12 protein-coding genes and 1 other RNA gene are annotated in these 15,506 nt (G+C 60.2%); 7 read left to right on the top strand and 6 right to left on the bottom strand.

Annotated features, from left to right (window positions below; all coding sequences use genetic code 11):
- Positions 1-2: 2 nt before the first annotated feature.
- From H4V96_RS04755 to gyrA, 6 genes are all read right to left on the bottom strand, one after another.
- Positions 3-911, bottom strand: coding sequence for a prephenate dehydrogenase/arogenate dehydrogenase family protein (locus tag H4V96_RS04755; RefSeq protein ID WP_196855291.1), 909 nt, complete (start codon positions 909-911; stop codon positions 3-5).
- 4 nt (positions 912-915) lie between these two features.
- Positions 916-2,022, bottom strand: coding sequence for a histidinol-phosphate transaminase (gene hisC, locus H4V96_RS04750; protein WP_196855292.1), 1,107 nt, complete (start codon positions 2,020-2,022; stop codon positions 916-918).
- A 91-nt stretch (positions 2,023-2,113) separates the two neighbouring features.
- The gene (pheA, locus tag H4V96_RS04745; RefSeq protein WP_029496227.1) at positions 2,114-3,184 is read right to left on the bottom strand and encodes a prephenate dehydratase; all 1,071 of its coding nucleotides are present in this window, start codon (positions 3,182-3,184) and stop codon (positions 2,114-2,116) included.
- Positions 3,185-3,370: 186 nt separating this feature from the next.
- Positions 3,371-4,477 (bottom strand): 3-phosphoserine/phosphohydroxythreonine transaminase, encoded by a 1,107-nt coding sequence (gene serC, locus H4V96_RS04740; protein ID WP_280720730.1) that lies wholly within the window; start codon positions 4,475-4,477, stop codon positions 3,371-3,373.
- A 24-nt stretch (positions 4,478-4,501) separates the two neighbouring features.
- Positions 4,502-5,086, bottom strand: a complete 585-nt coding sequence (locus H4V96_RS04735) for a DUF2059 domain-containing protein (protein ID WP_196855293.1) — start codon at positions 5,084-5,086, stop codon at positions 4,502-4,504.
- 157 nt (positions 5,087-5,243) lie between these two features.
- Entirely contained in the window at positions 5,244-7,943 is a 2,700-nt protein-coding gene (gene gyrA, locus H4V96_RS04730) for a DNA gyrase subunit A (protein ID WP_070345614.1), read from the bottom strand.
- 658 nt (positions 7,944-8,601) lie between these two features.
- On the opposite strand from gyrA, the gene ompA reads away from it, so the two are divergent.
- The 7 genes from ompA to H4V96_RS04695 all read left to right on the top strand — a co-directional run bounded on the left by ompA (position 8,602) and on the right by H4V96_RS04695 (position 15,163).
- Positions 8,602-9,318: an outer membrane protein OmpA gene (ompA, locus tag H4V96_RS04725; protein ID WP_010395691.1), complete on the top strand. Its 717-nt coding sequence runs from the start codon at positions 8,602-8,604 to the stop codon at positions 9,316-9,318.
- Positions 9,319-9,446: 128 nt separating this feature from the next.
- Positions 9,447-10,142, top strand: a complete 696-nt coding sequence (gene ubiG / locus H4V96_RS04720) for a bifunctional 2-polyprenyl-6-hydroxyphenol methylase/3-demethylubiquinol 3-O-methyltransferase UbiG (RefSeq protein WP_029496225.1) — start codon at positions 9,447-9,449, stop codon at positions 10,140-10,142.
- 68 nt (positions 10,143-10,210) lie between these two features.
- Positions 10,211-10,915, top strand: coding sequence for an HAD-IA family hydrolase (locus H4V96_RS04715; protein WP_010395687.1), 705 nt, complete (start codon positions 10,211-10,213; stop codon positions 10,913-10,915).
- A 116-nt stretch (positions 10,916-11,031) separates the two neighbouring features.
- Positions 11,032-11,392: a transfer-messenger RNA gene (gene ssrA / locus H4V96_RS04710) on the top strand.
- A gap of 431 nt (positions 11,393-11,823) precedes the next feature.
- Complete coding sequence (locus tag H4V96_RS04705; protein WP_196855294.1) at positions 11,824-12,279, top strand: fasciclin domain-containing protein; 456 nt, start codon at positions 11,824-11,826, stop codon at positions 12,277-12,279.
- A gap of 643 nt (positions 12,280-12,922) precedes the next feature.
- Positions 12,923-13,225, top strand: coding sequence for an HNH endonuclease (locus H4V96_RS04700; protein ID WP_196855295.1), 303 nt, complete (start codon positions 12,923-12,925; stop codon positions 13,223-13,225).
- 339 nt (positions 13,226-13,564) lie between these two features.
- Positions 13,565-15,163, top strand: coding sequence for a methyl-accepting chemotaxis protein (locus H4V96_RS04695; RefSeq protein WP_196855296.1), 1,599 nt, complete (start codon positions 13,565-13,567; stop codon positions 15,161-15,163).
- The last annotated feature ends 343 nt before the right edge of the window (positions 15,164-15,506 follow it).

Genomic DNA, 15,506 nt, shown 5'->3' with positions numbered 1-15,506 from the left:
ATTTATTCTGCGGGCGCGGCTGGAATTTCCGCCGTTTCGATCGCCTCGCTCCATTGCTGGCGCGCGTGCTGGGCGTTCGCATACACGGCCTCGATGGCGACGCCGTCGTTGGCCGCCAAGTGCGCGCGCAAGGTGCTCAACTGCGCCAGGTAGGCGTCCAGTTCGTGCAGCAGCGCCGGCTGGTTGGCCAGGCTGATATCGCGCCACATTTCCGGCGATGAGCCGGCGATGCGCGTAAAGTCGCGAAAGCCGCTGGCCGCATATTGAAACAGCAGGCCCGCATGCGGCTTCCTGGCGATGTCGTCGACCAGCGCAAAAGCGAGCAAATGCGGCAGATGACTGACGGCGGCAAACACCTTGTCATGTTCTTCGGGCGTCAATGTGTGCACGATGGCGCCACTGGCGCGCCAGGCAGCCGCCACCCGCTCGACATCGGCAGCTGCATTTTCGGCCAGCGGCGTGAGCACCACTTTCTTGCCTTGATACAGATCGATGATGGCAGCGTCAGGCCCGTTCGTCTCGCGCCCCGCGATCGGGTGACCGGGCACGAACTGCCCCACCTTGCCACCGAGCGCCGCGTGCGCGGCCGCCACCACGTCGCTTTTCGTGCTGCCCGCGTCCGTGACGATGGTGCCAGGCTGCAGGTGGGGCGCGATGGAGGCGAGGATGGCGCCGGTCTGCGCCACGGGCGCGGCCAGCAACACCAGGTCGGCGCCAAGCAAGGCCTCAGACATATCGCCGCCGATCTCGTCGATGATGCCCAGGTCGAGCGCGCGCGCCATCGATGCCCGCGAGCGGCCCATGCCGACCACCTTGGCTACCGCGCCCGCATGTTTCAAGGCGCGCGCGAAAGAGCCGCCGATCAGGCCCACGCCAAAGATGACTACCTTGTTCAGTGCAGGCGTCGTCATAGCGTCAGGCCAGCGCTTTCGTCAGCGCGGCGATGAAGACGGCGTTTTCCTGCGGCAGGCCGATGGAAATGCGCAGCCATTGCGGCAAACCGTAGCTGCCCACGGGGCGCACGATCACGCCCTGTTGCAGCAGTGCCAGGTTGACGCGCGCGCCAGCGCCGTCATCATCGCCCACTTTGACCAGCACGAAATTGCCGTGCGAAGGCACGAATTGCAGGCCCAGTTGCGTGAACGCCTGCGTAAACTGCTGGTAGCCGGCGGCATTGTTGCGCGCGCTTTGCGCAAGAAATGCCTGGTCGTTCAGGGCGGCAATCGCGGCCGTCTGCGCCAGCGAATTGACATTGAACGGCTGGCGGATGCGGTTCATCAAGTCAGTCAGCACCGGCTGGGCGATGGCGAAACCGATGCGCAGGCCAGCTAAGCCATACGCCTTCGACAGCGTGCGCGACACTACCAGGTTAGGATATTGGCGCACCCACGCCGTCGACTCGTACTGCTCGTCGGCCGAGAGGAATTCGTTGTAGGCTTCATCGAGCACCACCACCACGTGCGGTGGCACTTTTTGCAGGAACGCTTCGAGCTGCGCGGCCGACAGGAAGGTGCCGGTCGGGTTGTTCGGGTTGGCGATGAAGATCAGGCGCGTATCGTCGGCAATCGCCGCCGCCATGGCGTCGAGATCATGTCCATAGGCTTGCGCCGGCGCGACGATGTGGCGCGCGCCCATGCCTTGCGTGGCCAGCGCGTAGACGGCAAACGAATACTGCGAGTACACCACCGATTGGCCGTGCTGCACGAAGGCGCGCGCGGCAATTTCCAGGATGTCGTTGCTGCCGTTGCCGAGGGTGATCCAGTCGGCTGGCACGTCATAACGCTTCGACAGCACGGCTTTCAAGTCAAAGCCGTTGGCGTCAGGGTAGCGCCCCAGATCATCGATGGCCGCAAGCATCGCCTGCTTGGCCGATTCCGGCATGCCGTACGGGTTTTCATTCGACGCCAGCTTGACGATGGCTGCCTCGTCGAGGCCGAATTCGCGCGCGACTTCCGCGATCGGTTTGCCGCTCTGGTAAGGGGCGATGGCGCGAACGTATTCTGGACCGATATTTTTAGACATGGTGTTCTTTAAAAGTTGGTGAATGATTGGTGAACCCCAAAAGCAGTGACCGGGGTCGGACCCCTGAGGGTCCGACCCCGCCTTTGCCGGGTTACAAGCTGACCGGATACGACCCCAGCACCTTGAAAAACGCCGCATTGCTTTGCAGCTCGGCCAGCGCCTGGGCGACGGCCGCGTCGTGCACATGGCCTTCCACGTCGACATAGAAATAATACTCCCAGCTGCCCATGCGCGCCGGGCGCGACTCGAAACGCGTCATCGATACGCCGTGCTTGGCCAGGGGCGCGAGCAACTGGTACACGGCGCCCGCCTTGTTCGGCACGGCCAGTACCAGCGAAGTCTGGTCCTGGCCCGATGGCGCCGTCTGCAAGGTCCCCACGACGGCAAAGCGCGTGCGGTTGTGCGGGTCGTCCTGGATATGGCCCTTGACCACACCGAGTTTATACTGCGCGCCCGCCAGTTCGCTGGCAATCGCCGCCAGCGTGCCATCTTCGCCGGCCATGCGGGCCGCCTCGGCGTTCGAGGCCACGGCGTGGCGCGCGATATGCGGGTAGTGATGGTTCAACCACACTTGGCACTGCGCCAGCGCCTGCGAATGGGCGCAGATGGCGGTGACGCCATCCATGCTGCCGCTCTTCGTCATCAGGCTATGGTGGACGGCAATGGCGACCTCGCCGCTGATGATGAGGCTAGTCTGCAGCATCATATCGAGCGTGCGGTTGACGGCGCCTTCCGAGGAATTCTCGATCGGCACCACGCCAAAGTCGGCCGTCCCCGCCTCGGCGGAGCGGAACACTTCGTCGATGGAGGCGCACGGCAAGCCTTCGACGGCGCTGCCGAACTGCTGGTACACGGCTTGTTCGCTGAAGGTGCCGGCCGGGCCAAGATATGCCACGGTGACCCGCTTTTCCAGCGAGCGGCAGGAAGACATGATTTCGCGGAAGATGGTCTGCACTTCGCGGTCACCCATGGGGCCGGGATTACGTTCGGCCACGCCGCGCAAAACCTGCGCTTCGCGCTCGGGACGGAACACGGGCGCCTGCGTTTCGGCTTTCACGTGGCCCACTTGCTGGGCGATTTGCGCGCGCCGGTTCAGCAGTTCGAGAATTTGCGCGTCGATCGCATCGATCTGTTCGCGCAGCGGTTTCAATTTATCAGTCATGTCGGTGTATTTCGTCAGCTGTACTTCAATCATGGCCGCGCGGCCTGCGCCAGCGGCGGGCCGGCGCGCTTATGCATGAGAATGCCGGACAAAATGATCAGGGCTAGGCACGTTGCCGCTGGCAGTACAAAGTACAAATGTACGACAAGGCAATGCAACAACACCCTGGACTTTTTGGCAGGCATGCTAGCGTCCGGCAAACTCGTTCAGATAATTCACTAAGGCTTGCACGCCCTCGATCGGCATCGCGTTATAGATCGATGCACGCATGCCGCCGACGGACTTGTGGCCCTTCAGTTGCAGCAGGCCGCGCTGCTTGGCGCCGGCCAGGAATGCGTCGTTCAAGCTTTCGTCGCGCAGATAGAACGGGATGGTCATGCGCGAGCGGTATTGCGGGGCGACCCTGTTCTGGTAAAAGTCGTCCGCATCGAGCGCCGCGTACAGCAGCGCCGCTTTGTCCATATTACGCTGTTCTATGGCGGCCACGCCACCTTGGTGTTTGAGCCACTGGAAAACCAGGCCGGCAATATAGATGCCGTAGGTGGGCGGCGTGTTGTACATCGATTCATGTGCAGCGACGTTGCTCCAGTCGAAAGCGGATGGGCAGATCGGCAGCGCCTTGCCCAGCAAGTCTTCGCGCACGATGACCAGCGTCAGGCCGGCCGGGCCGATATTTTTCTGCGCACCGCCAAAAATGACGCCGTATTGCGATACGTCGATGACGCGCGACAAAATGTGCGAGGACATATCGGCCACGATGGTGGTACCGGCCGGCACGCCTGGCGCCTGCTGGAATTCCACGCCATCGATGGTTTCATTCGTGCAGATATGCAGGTAGGCGGCGCCCGGCGTCAGCTTCCACTCGGACACTGGCGGCACGCCCGTGAAATGGGTGGCCTTGGACGACGCGGCGACGTTGACGTTGGCGTACTTGGCCGCTTCCTGGATCGACTTGCCCGACCACGATCCCGTATGCACGAAGTCGATGGTGGCCGGCTGCTGCGCCGCCAGAGCCACCAGATTCATGGGAATGATGGCGTTCTCGCCCAGGCCACCGCCCTGCAGGAACAGGATCTTGTAGTTCTCGGGCACGGCCAGCAGTTCGCGCAGGTCGGCCACCGCCTGCTTGTAGATGGAAATGAATTCAGGACCACGGTGACTCATTTCCATCACCGACATGCCACTGCCATGCCAGTCTTGCATTTCCGCGGCAGCTTGCGCCAGCACTTCCTTGGGCAGGACGGCGGGGCCGGCGGAGAAGTTGTAGATAGGGCTTGAGGCTTGAGGGGTCACGATACGGTCCTTGGAAAAGTGGAATTATTGAGGCGACTGCGTGGCCGCCCGCATGACCTGCTCAAGTACGGCATTCACGCGCGGAATCAGCACGCGCTGGCTGATGGCCATCGATTCGGCCGACAGTTGCGGCATCGTGGCCAGCATCTTGCGCCCCAGCGGCGTCTTGTAGAAGGCTGTCAGCTGCTCGACTTCCGGCACTGTGTAAAAACGCGCGTACAGGGGCACTATTTCGGCGCTCAGTTCATCGATCAGGGTCGGATCGGCCAGTACCTGTGTCAGGGTGGCCATGGCGAGGGGTATTTCTTCCTCGGCGCTGGCCAGCGCGCGGGCCCTGCGCTGCTCATCCAGATTCGGGTTGCTGCTGATTTGCTGCTGCGCCGACTGGCGGATCATGGCGGGCATCGATTGCAGCATCTGCTCGAAGATGCTGCGCGTGAGCTGCGCGAACTGCATCGCATCGAGCATGCGCCGCACGGCCACTTTCATGGCAGCGCTGGGCGCCGCCTGGTGCGCAGGCATGGCTTGCGCACCCTGGGCCAGGGCCGGCAAGGTCGCAAGAAAAGCCAGCGAAAACGCGGCAAAGAAAGTGGCGAGAATTTTTCTCATGGCATGCGCGATGTTGAATGACGGGTAAATGGGCTGCGCCCGGGAGGCTTGTCGGCTTACGCCCTTTGGGCTAAGCCGACCTACGGACCTAACGACCGTCCGCGTCGCAACTGGCGCGCCAATAGCAATTGGGGCTCCCGAAAGAGCCCCAATCATCTTACTCCGGCTGGGCCGGGTCGACCGGATCGACCGCAGCCGGATCGGCTGGTTCAGCCGCTACCGGCGCAGCGGCGGCCTCCAGGCCCGCCTCCGTCGTCAGCTCGACTTCGTCGATATCGGTTTCCACCACGCGCTGAAGGCCGGACAGCTTGGTGCCGTCTTCCACTGCGATCAGGGTTACGCCCTGCGTCGCGCGGCCCATCTCGCGAATTTCCGACACGCGAGTACGGATCAACACGCCACCGGTGGTGATCAGCATGATTTCATCGCTGGTATTGACCAGGGTCGCGGCAACCACTCTACCGTTGCGCTCGCTGGTCTGGATGGCGATCATGCCTTTCGTGCCACGTCCGTGGCGCGTGTACTCGGTGATCGGCGTACGCTTGCCGTAGCCGTTTTCGGTTGCCGTCAGCACCGACTGCTGCTCGTTCTCGGCCACCAGCAGGGCGATCACGTGCTGACCTTCTTCCAGGTTCATGCCGCGCACGCCGCGTGCCGTGCGGCCCATCGGACGCACATCGTTTTCATCGAAGCGCACTGCCTTGCCCGAATCGGAGAACAGCATCACGTCGTGCTGGCCATCGGTCAGCGCCGCGCCGATCAGGAAGTCGCCGTCGTCCAGGTCGACCGCGATGATGCCGGCCTTGCGTGGATTGCTGAAGTCCTTCAGCGGCGTCTTCTTGACGGTGCCCAGGCTGGTCGACATGAACACGTAATGGTCTTCCGGGAACGTGCGGTTCTCGCCCGACAGCGGCAGGATCACGGTGATCTTTTCGTTGTCCTGCAGCGGGAACATGTTGACGATCGGCTTGCCGCGCGAATTGCGCGAGCCTTGCGGCACTTCCCATACCTTCAGCCAGTACATGCGGCCGCGATCCGAGAAGCACAGGATGTAATCGTGCGTGTTGGCGATGAACAGCTGGTCGATCCAGTCTTCCTCTTTGGTCGCCATGGCTTGCTTGCCGCGTCCGCCGCGCTTCTGCGCCCGGTATTCGGAAATCGGCTGCGCTTTCATGTAGCCGGTGTGCGACAGGGTCACGACCATGTCTTGCGGCGTGATCAAGTCTTCCGTTTCCAGGTCGGTCGCATTGAGCTCGATCTGCGAGCGGCGCACGTCCTTGTTGCCGGCGCCGTATTCATTCTTCGCCGCTGTCATTTCATCGGTGATGATGACGGTAACGCGTTCCGGCTTGGCCAGGATGTCGAGCAAGTCGGCGATATGTTCCATCACGTCTTTGTACTCGTTGACGATCTTGTCCTGCTCCAGGCCGGTCAGGCGCTGCAGGCGCATCTGCAAAATTTCCTGCGCCTGGTCGTCCGACAGCTTGTACAGGCCATCTGCTTGCATGCCATAGTGCTTCGGCAGGTTTTCCGGACGGTAGGCATCGATGCCGCCCGGCGTCGTGCCGTCGCCCGTGCGGGCCAGCATTTCGCGCACCACGGACGAATCCCAGGCCTTGGCCATCAGCTCGACCTTGGCGATCGGCGGCGTCGGCGCGGCCTTGATGATGGCGATGAAGTCATCGATGTTGGCCAGCGCGACAGCCAGGCCTTCGAGCACATGGCCGCGTTCGCGCGCCTTGCGCAGCTCGAACACGGTGCGGCGCGTCACCACTTCGCGGCGGTGCGACAGGAAGCATTGCAGCATCTGCTTGAGGTTCAGCAACTTCGGCTGACCATCGACCAGGGCCACCATATTCATGCCGAAGGTGTCTTGCAACTGGGTCTGCTTGTACAGATTGTTGAGTACCACTTCCGGCACTTCGCCCCGCTTCAGCTCGATCACCACGCGCATGCCCGACTTGTCGGATTCGTCGCGGATGTCGGAAATGCCATCGAGCTTCTTGTCACGCACGTTCTCGGCGATGCGTTCCAGCAAGGATTTCTTGTTGACCTGGAATGGCAGCTCGTCGACGATGATGGCGATGCGCCCGCCATCCTTGCCGTATTCTTCGAAGTGGGTCTTGGCGCGCATGACGACGCGGCCACGGCCAGTGCGGTAGCCGTCGCGTACGCCCGACACGCCATAGATGATGCCGGCGGTAGGGAAATCGGGAGCGGGAATGATTTCGATCAATTCATCGATCGTGCACTCGGGATTGCGCAGCACATGCAGCGCGCCATCGATGACTTCGGTGATGTTGTGTGGCGGAATGTTCGTCGCCATGCCGACGGCGATACCGGACGAGCCATTGATCAGCAGATTCGGAATACGCGTCGGCAAGACCGTCGGTTCCTTTTCCTTGCCATCGTAGTTGGGCTGGAAATCGACGGTATCTTTGTCGATATCGGCCAGCAGTTCGCTGGCGATCTTGTCCAGGCGGCACTCGGTGTAACGCATTGCTGCGGCGCCATCGCCATCGACGGAACCGAAGTTACCCTGGCCATCGACAAGCATGTAGCGCAGCGAAAAATCTTGCGCCATGCGCACCAGTGTGTCGTAGATCGAGGCATCGCCGTGGGGATGGTATTTACCCATGGTTTCGCCGACCACGCGGGCGCACTTAACGTAAGGGCGATTCCACACGTTATTCATTTCATGCATCGCGAACAAGACGCGGCGGTGCACTGGCTTCAAGCCATCACGCGCATCGGGCAAGGCACGACCGACGATCACGCTCATGGCGTAATCGAGGTAACTCTTGCGCATCTCTTCTTCGAGGGAAATAGGAATTGTTTCTTTTGCGAATTGATCCATTGGCGGTTCGACTGATCTCAGGCTGTGGTTAACTTAATCTGTTACGCAATGTATGACGCAATACTGCATATCCTAGGCGGCTGTCGTCGTGGACGCCGCGCCGCGCGCTGCTGGCCCGGCCCGGCTTCCATGTCGCAGAGTGCCCGGGCAAATCGGCTGACACGCAGCACGGCGAGTAAGCGTACCGCAGGGGTACGTCCTGGCCATGCAGTGCCGTCGTGGGCATTTGCTCGACACTCTTAACAGTCAAGCGCACGATTTTAGCATGCGCGCCCAGCTACCTGTACAAATTGGCCAGGCCGACAATCTTGTCAGATTGCACCGGGACCATGCACGCATGGCCTAGCGATAGTGCACAATGGCAACACCAGTTCAAGACACCAGCCCTTTAAAGTGGCAAAAAAAGTGATCAAATGTTACAGATCTGTTACAAACAGGCTATTTCGTTGCGCGAAAACAACGCGCAATCTAAAATCGAGCCAGCTTTGATTTAACCACGGTCGTGCGCCCTTGATGCGTGTGGCAAAATGGCTGAGAAGTTAATTGCTAGTTTCGCAATCTGAAACGAGCGCATATGGTCTACATGATAAAATCTTGGCACGTAGTACCAGTAGCGCAGTGTTGTTCTGCGGATATCACCCCCCGAAAGGAAAAAAGAATGAATAAATTTGTAACGCTGTTTTTCGCTGCATCCGCAGTGATTGCTGGCTCGGCTTCGGCCCAAACCCCAACCTCGGCACCATTCGCGCCAGTGACCACTGACATCAAGGCACCAAGCCCAAAAAGCGCTTACGTGCAAGATGCCCGCGGCGTGATCGTGCGCGATCCATTCGGTCTTTGCTGGCGCACTGGCTACTGGACACCTGCTGACGCGGTGCCAGGTTGCGACGTGCCACTGTGCGTAGCACCAGAAACCCTGCAAGATGGCAAATGCGTGGCCCCAGCAGCGCCAATCGCACCCGCAGCAGCACCGGCACCAGCCGTTGTCGTACCAGTACCAGTCGTTGTTGCTCCTACCTCGGAAAAAGTCAGCTTCGCTGCTGATGCATTCTTCGATTTCGACAAAGCCACGCTGAAGCCAGAAGGCAAAGCCAAGCTCGACGAGCTGAGCGCGCAACTGGGTGGCATCAACCTGGAAGTCATCATCGCTGTGGGTCACACCGACTCCGTCGGCACCGATGCTTACAACCAAAAACTGTCGGTACGTCGTGCTGATGCTGTTAAAGCCTACCTGGTCACCAAAGGCGTTGAAAGCAACCGCGTGTACACCGAAGGCAAAGGCGAGAAGCAAGCTGTTGCTGATAACAAAACTGCCGAAGGCCGTGCGAAAAACCGTCGCGTGGAAATCGAAGTTGTTGGTACCCGCAACAAGTAATAGCTGAGCCTCCCGGACTTGCCGCAAGTCGTCGCGCAAGTCAAGGACGGCAAGGAAAACCCCGCCAAGGCGGGGTTTTTTTTCGCCCGCAGATACCCGATTGTCAAAATGCCGCTATTATTCAATGTATGAACGCCGACCCTCTTGAAATCCAAAAATTCAGTGAGCTAGCCCACCGCTGGTGGGACCCCACTTCCGAGTTTCGTCCCTTGCACGAAATTAACCCCCTGCGCCTCGAATGGCTCAACGCGAAAGTACCGCTGGCCGGCAAGCGCGTGATCGACATCGGCTGCGGCGGCGGCATCCTGGCCGAAGCAATGGCACGCAAGGGTGCAGACGTGACGGGCATTGACCTGTCCGAGAAGGCCTTGAAAGTGGCCGACCTGCACAGCCTGGAATCGGGTGTCAAGGTACGCTACAAGCTCATTGCCGCCGAGGCCATGGCCGAAGAAGAGCCGGGCCAGTACGACGTCGTGACCTGCATGGAAATGCTTGAGCACGTGCCAGACCCCGCTGCCATCGTCAAGGCCTGCGCCACGCTGGTCAAGCCGGGCGGACACCTGTTCCTGTCGACCCTGAACCGCAATCCGAAAGCGTATCTGTTCGCCATCCTGGGCGCCGAGTACATTCTGCGCCTGCTGCCGAAAGGCACGCACGACTATGACAAATTCATCACCCCGGCCGAATTGTCGCACTACCTGCGCAGCGCCGGCCTGGACGTCAACAGCATGCGCGGCATGGGCTACAATCCGCTGACCAAGATTTACTCACTTAATAACAATACCAGCGTCAATTATTTGGTGGCTTGCACCCGGCCGCTGTAACCATCACGCACAATACAGGGCGGCTGCGGCCGCCATTTTTCATTCCTATTTGACACACTTTTCCCGCCATGACCACAGACCATCTGCCAGCCCCGCGCGCCATCCTGTTCGACCTCGACGGCACGCTGGCCGATACCGCGCCCGACCTGGCAGCGGCCATCAATCTGCTGCGCGCGCGCGCCGGCCTGGCGCCGACCCCGTATGCCATCCTGCGCCCCACTGCCTCGTCCGGCGCGCGCGGCATGATAGGCGCGTCGTATGGCGTGCAACCTGGCGAAAGCGACTATGAAGCCCTGAAAGAAGGCTTCCTGAGTAATTACGCAGCAGCCCTGGCCGTGGAAAGCCGTTTATTTGACGGTATCCCCGCCCTGCTCGACGGTTTGCAAGCGCTGGGCCTGGCCTGGGGCGTGGTCACCAACAAAGCGGCCCGCTTCACCGACCCACTGGTGGGACAGATCGGCCTGGGCGCGGCCGGCTGCGTAATCTCGGGCGACACCATGGCGCACCCGAAGCCGCACCCTGCCCCCCTGCTGGAAGCGGCGCGCCGCCTGCAACTGGCGCCGGAAGACTGCTGGTACGTGGGCGACGACCTGCGCGACATCCAGGCCGGCCGCGCCGCCGGCATGCGCACGGTGGCCTGCGCCTGGGGCTACTGCGGCCCCGTCGAACCGCTGCACTGGAACGCCGACCATTTGCTGGACACGCCGCAAGCCTTGCTCGAGCTGGTGACTGGCGTAGTGAAGGCGGCGCAGGAGCGGCAACTGGCGGCTTGAACCAGGCCCCTGCCCCTAGTGCACACCGGACTGCCCCATTAGACCAGCCCCCTTGCTTCGATAGCGCGAAAGCATCATGCAAGAGTGGGCGGATTGCGCTACAATGAAGGTTCTGTGGGGACGACCTGGTTTCGACGTGGGTTGCAAAGCAGCGCAGGGCATACCGAGGGCGGGCTACCTCGTAAATACAACCTGAAAAAACTTAACTGCAAACGATAACTCGTACGCACTGGCAGCTTAATTGCTGTTAGCTCTAGAACACCTCGTCCCTGGGGTGGGCCGTTAAAAGCTCTAGAGTCATTTACAGGGACTCGTCGTATGCTGGGTTACTTAGCGTCCGACTAAATAATAGGTAACTCGCTTGCCCATAACGTGCACATCCGTGCTGGCTGAGTTAAATTAAATGATAGTGCTAAGTATGTAGAACTGTCTGTAGAGTGCTTGCGGACGCGGGTTCGATTCCCGCCGTCTCCACCACTGGATAAAAAAGTAAGGGCCCCCGAGCGCAAGCGACGGGGCCCTTACTTTTTTATCCAACGACGAAACAGCCGGAACCGAATCCGCGTCCGGTACGGACGCGGGGCGCAGCGGGGAATTCGCCTCGCATGCGAGGCGCCCGCGCAGCGACGTTGCGCTGCAGCGCAACGGCTCCCCGATTCTTCTGACTGGCTCTTGCGCCGCAGGCGGTTTTCCCTAACAACAACATCAGCCGCTCAGGCTGTGTGCAAATGCCGGACCTGACCCTCGTTCCTTCTCGTTCCTTGCAAATGACGGACCTCGTTCCTTGCCGCCGTAAAATGAACGGTATAGACCAGCGCACAGTACGCCAACTAACGGACAAGATTCATATTTACCTATAGATTATGCACATGCGGGTTCGATACACCGTTCACTCAAAGGAGATTCACATGAAGAAGATCTTGATGGCAGCAGCTTTCACCATGGCTTTTGGCGCAGCAAGCGCAGCGGACATCGTCGACACCGCCAAATCGGCTGGCTCGTTCAACACGCTGGTGACCGCAGTGCAAGCGGCAGGTTTGCTCGACACGCTTAAAGGTCCGGGCCCGTTCACCGTGTTCGCGCCGACCGACGAAGCCTTCGCTAAGATTCCAAAGGCCAAGCTCGACGCGCTACTCAAGGACAAAGCCGCGCTGGCCAAAGTGCTAACCTACCACGTGGTGCCGGGTAAAGTGATGGCCGCCGACGTCAAGTCGGGCAAGGTCAAGACCGTGCAAGGCGAATCGCTGACCGTCACCGTCAAAGAGGGCAAAGTGATGGTCGACAAGGCCCACGTCACCAAGACCGACATCGTAGCCGACAACGGCGTGATCCACGTCATCGACACTGTCGTCATGCCTAAGTAAGTCTTAAAGTCTCGCAGATTGCTACGGGCTGGGTTTTGCGGATGCAGAACCGAGCCCTTTTTCGTTCAGCGTAACGCTGACGATGTCCAAAGTGCCGTGCTGCCGAATGGCTGATGCATCACTCGGTCGGGATCGCGCGCTTGTTCGCGGCGAGGCAATGGTAGCGACCATCATCACGCCATACTGCGCGTGGATGGTATCGGCGACCGCTGCCAGCGCGCACAACAGCCAGGCGCCTCGCGCTCTTGGAGGCGCTCGGCAAACGGGAAAGACCGTAGCCTACCCCAGACCCGTACATCAATAATACATTTAGCTAATTGCCAAAATGCCGGGCCAGACATGAATCGAATTGTCTCTGCTGCACTCACTTACAGTAGAAAGGTCAGCTAGACCAGTCGCGTATCGTCCTTCTCGATACGAAGCCTTATGTGCCATTCACCACGACCGCTTTTAGCCGGATGCGGTCGATGCAAGCCGCTGGAGCTGCGCCGCAGGCGGTTTTTCCTAGCAACAACATCAGCCGCTCAGGTCGTATCAGGATGACAGACCTGGCCCTACCCGCTAAAATCTACCGGCTGACCATCATGCAACATTCGAGGCCAATGATATAGTGGCGGAAATGTATACACTGAAGGGAACTACCATGAAAAACGACGCAAGCGCTCGCCCGCAGGCAAGCCAAACACCTGCCAGGCTCAGCAAAGGGGACTTCGTCACTGCACTGCGCAAACAGCTGCAAGAAGCAGGAAAGACCGGCGAAAACAGCGTGGACGTACGCGCTGCGACCCTGCATACCGACGTTGGCGTTTATCCCGCGCGCGGCCACTCGATGCCGACCTGTTGCACGGTGATGTATGAAGAGATGCTGCCCGGTGACGAGATACTGCTGACGCCACCCGGCGGCAAAGGACCGACGCTGTTGGTCAGGTATAAATTGCCGCGCTGAAAATCGCGGTCTGAAGTTAGTGGTGGCGATTGAGCGCGCTAATCGGCTCTGCGCGCTTCCGCCCTAAGCAGGTGTTCGCTTCGCCAAGGCGTCCCTTGCTGCTATTGTTCTGTTATTGCGGTGTGATGGGCCGTGGAACACCGGGTAAATTGGGCGGTAATGAATTCTGTGCAAACGGGCTTTCGTTCCAGTCGTGGGCCTTCCAATGCGCGCATGTCAAGAACATTTGCTAGGGAAACATTTTTCAACATCAACAGGCACATAATCGACACTTTACCAGCGCAGTGAAGGCCCATCGTTCCTGCGCACCCTGATCAATTTCTACAATAGGATAAGCCAGTGCTCGCCCTCAATTCATTCCTTGAAATCAATTATCGCCGCGCCGACAGGCTGATGTTGTGCGTACTGTGGGGCCTGTTCATCGCAGCCCTGGGACTGGCTAGCTTGCACGACACCCTGAAATGGGCGCTGTTCGCCGGGCTGCCTACCGTCCTGATCGCGTCGGCCTTGGTACTGTACGCTGGCGGGACAAGGCTCACTCGGCAGTTTATCGGCGCCGCGCTGATGATCATGGCCGCATTACATATCCACCAGGCAGCAGGCATGACCGAGGCCCATTTCGGCATTTTTGTGCTGCTCGCTTTTCTACTGTGCTATCGCGACTGGTCCGTGATCGTGGTCGCGGCAGCGGTCATTGCAGCGCATCATTTGAGCTTCAATTATTTGCAGGAACTCGGTTACGGCGTGCGTTGCCTGACACAGCCGGCAACCGGCCTCATCCTCATCCATGCCTTCTATGTCGTGGCTGAATCGAGCGTCTTGTGCTACATCGCCGTCATGCTGCACCGCGATGCCGTCCAGGCTGCCGAACTGACGATTAGTGTTGCCACCTTGACCGGTGGCGACGACGGCACTGTCGATCTGCGCATGGCGACCCAGCCGGCGCAAAGCGCCAGCGCCAAACTGCTGCAAGGGGCGGTGCAGCGTATGCACGGGGCGATGGCTGGTGTGCAGCAAGGTGTCGAGATCATCGTCGTTGCGAGCCGCGAGATCGCCAACGGCAACCTGGACCTCTCCGCGCGCACCGAACAGCAAGCGAGCTCGCTGGAGGAAACCGCCGCGTCGATGGAAGAACTCACCTCCAATGTCAAGCAGAACAGCGACAACGCACGCCAGGCCAATCGTTTGGCCATCTCCGCCTCCGGCGTCGCTGTCCAGGGCGGTACCGTGATGACGGAGATGATCGAGACGATGGCCTCGATCAATGCTTCGGCCAGAAAGATTGTCGACATCATCGGCGTGATCGACGGTATTGCGTTCCAGACCAACATCCTTGCGCTCAACGCGGCGGTCGAAGCGGCAAGAGCCGGCGAACAGGGGCGCGGCTTTGCGGTCGTTGCGTCCGAAGTGCGCAACCTGGCACAGCGCTCCGCTATTGCGTCGAAAGAAATCAAACTGCTGATTGGGGACTCGGTTGAAAAAGTCGAGGCTGGAAGCAAGCTGGTCAGCCAAGCAGGCACCACCATGGAAGAGATCGTGGCCAGCGTCAAACTGGTCACCGACATCATGGACGAGATCAGCACGGCGGGCCAGGAACAGGAAGCCAGCATCTTGCAAATCAACCAGGCAATCACCGAGATGGACACAGTGACGCAGCAAAACGCCGCCCTAGTCGAGCAAGCCGCTGCCGCCGCCGAGTCACTGCAAGACCAGGCCGGAAATCTTGAGCAGGTGGTGCAGGTATTCAGGCTTGATCGCGTGTCCGCTGCGGCTGCAGCATCGCCAGCCGTGCGGCAACGTGCAAAGCCAAGCCCGGCCAGCGCTGCCCTCCAAACGAAGAAACCCGTTCCGGTGCGCATTGCGGCGCAGCGCCCGCCAGTGCCGCCGGCGGCGGCAAAGCCACGCGCGTCGTTATCCGATGACTGGGAACAATTCTAGCCTCGTCAGCGGTAGCTGCATTTTGTGGGATAAACACGTATTGAAATTTTTCCAGGCGGCACTCTGGCCCAGGGACAGATCTTCAATACTGATCCTGTCAACTTAGCTTATGCCCTGCCGGCGCAGACTCGCCAAAGGCAAATCTGCTGCTCTTGGTCATGCGGCTTTGGTGCAATTTGAACCGGCTTTGATCGGCGAACGACAGCGAAAAGGGAACGCACAGGCCATGCAGGCAAGCTCGTGCGCGCCTGAGCGCGACGGCTACGTAGGCTACTCCGGCGTCAATGCGCGCAGCGGCAATCGCATCGCGTGAGCGGTTTGTTAGCACGGCTTTGCCTGGCGC

The organism is Janthinobacterium sp. CG_23.4 (assembly GCF_029892305.1).
GTDB lineage: Bacteria > Pseudomonadota > Gammaproteobacteria > Burkholderiales > Burkholderiaceae_D > Janthinobacterium > Janthinobacterium lividum_D.
The sequence above is the reverse complement of the archived record's forward strand: the minus strand, read 5'-3'. Positions and strand labels throughout refer to the sequence as shown.

Coding starts and splice junctions, on each gene's coding strand:
- pheA (WP_029496227.1), bottom strand. CDS start 3,184: ATGACTGATAAATTGAAACCGCTGCGCGAACAGATCGATGCGATCGAC.
- H4V96_RS04705 (WP_196855294.1), top strand. CDS start 11,824: ATGAAGAAGATCTTGATGGCAGCAGCTTTCACCATGGCTTTTGGCGCA.
- gyrA (WP_070345614.1), bottom strand. CDS start 7,943: ATGGATCAATTCGCAAAAGAAACAATTCCTATTTCCCTCGAAGAAGAG.
- H4V96_RS04755 (WP_196855291.1), bottom strand. CDS start 911: ATGACGACGCCTGCACTGAACAAGGTAGTCATCTTTGGCGTGGGCCTG.
- hisC (WP_196855292.1), bottom strand. CDS start 2,022: ATGTCTAAAAATATCGGTCCAGAATACGTTCGCGCCATCGCCCCTTAC.
- ompA (WP_010395691.1), top strand. CDS start 8,602: ATGAATAAATTTGTAACGCTGTTTTTCGCTGCATCCGCAGTGATTGCT.
- H4V96_RS04700 (WP_196855295.1), top strand. CDS start 12,923: ATGAAAAACGACGCAAGCGCTCGCCCGCAGGCAAGCCAAACACCTGCC.
- H4V96_RS04715 (WP_010395687.1), top strand. CDS start 10,211: ATGACCACAGACCATCTGCCAGCCCCGCGCGCCATCCTGTTCGACCTC.
- H4V96_RS04735 (WP_196855293.1), bottom strand. CDS start 5,086: ATGAGAAAAATTCTCGCCACTTTCTTTGCCGCGTTTTCGCTGGCTTTT.
- ubiG (WP_029496225.1), top strand. CDS start 9,447: ATGAACGCCGACCCTCTTGAAATCCAAAAATTCAGTGAGCTAGCCCAC.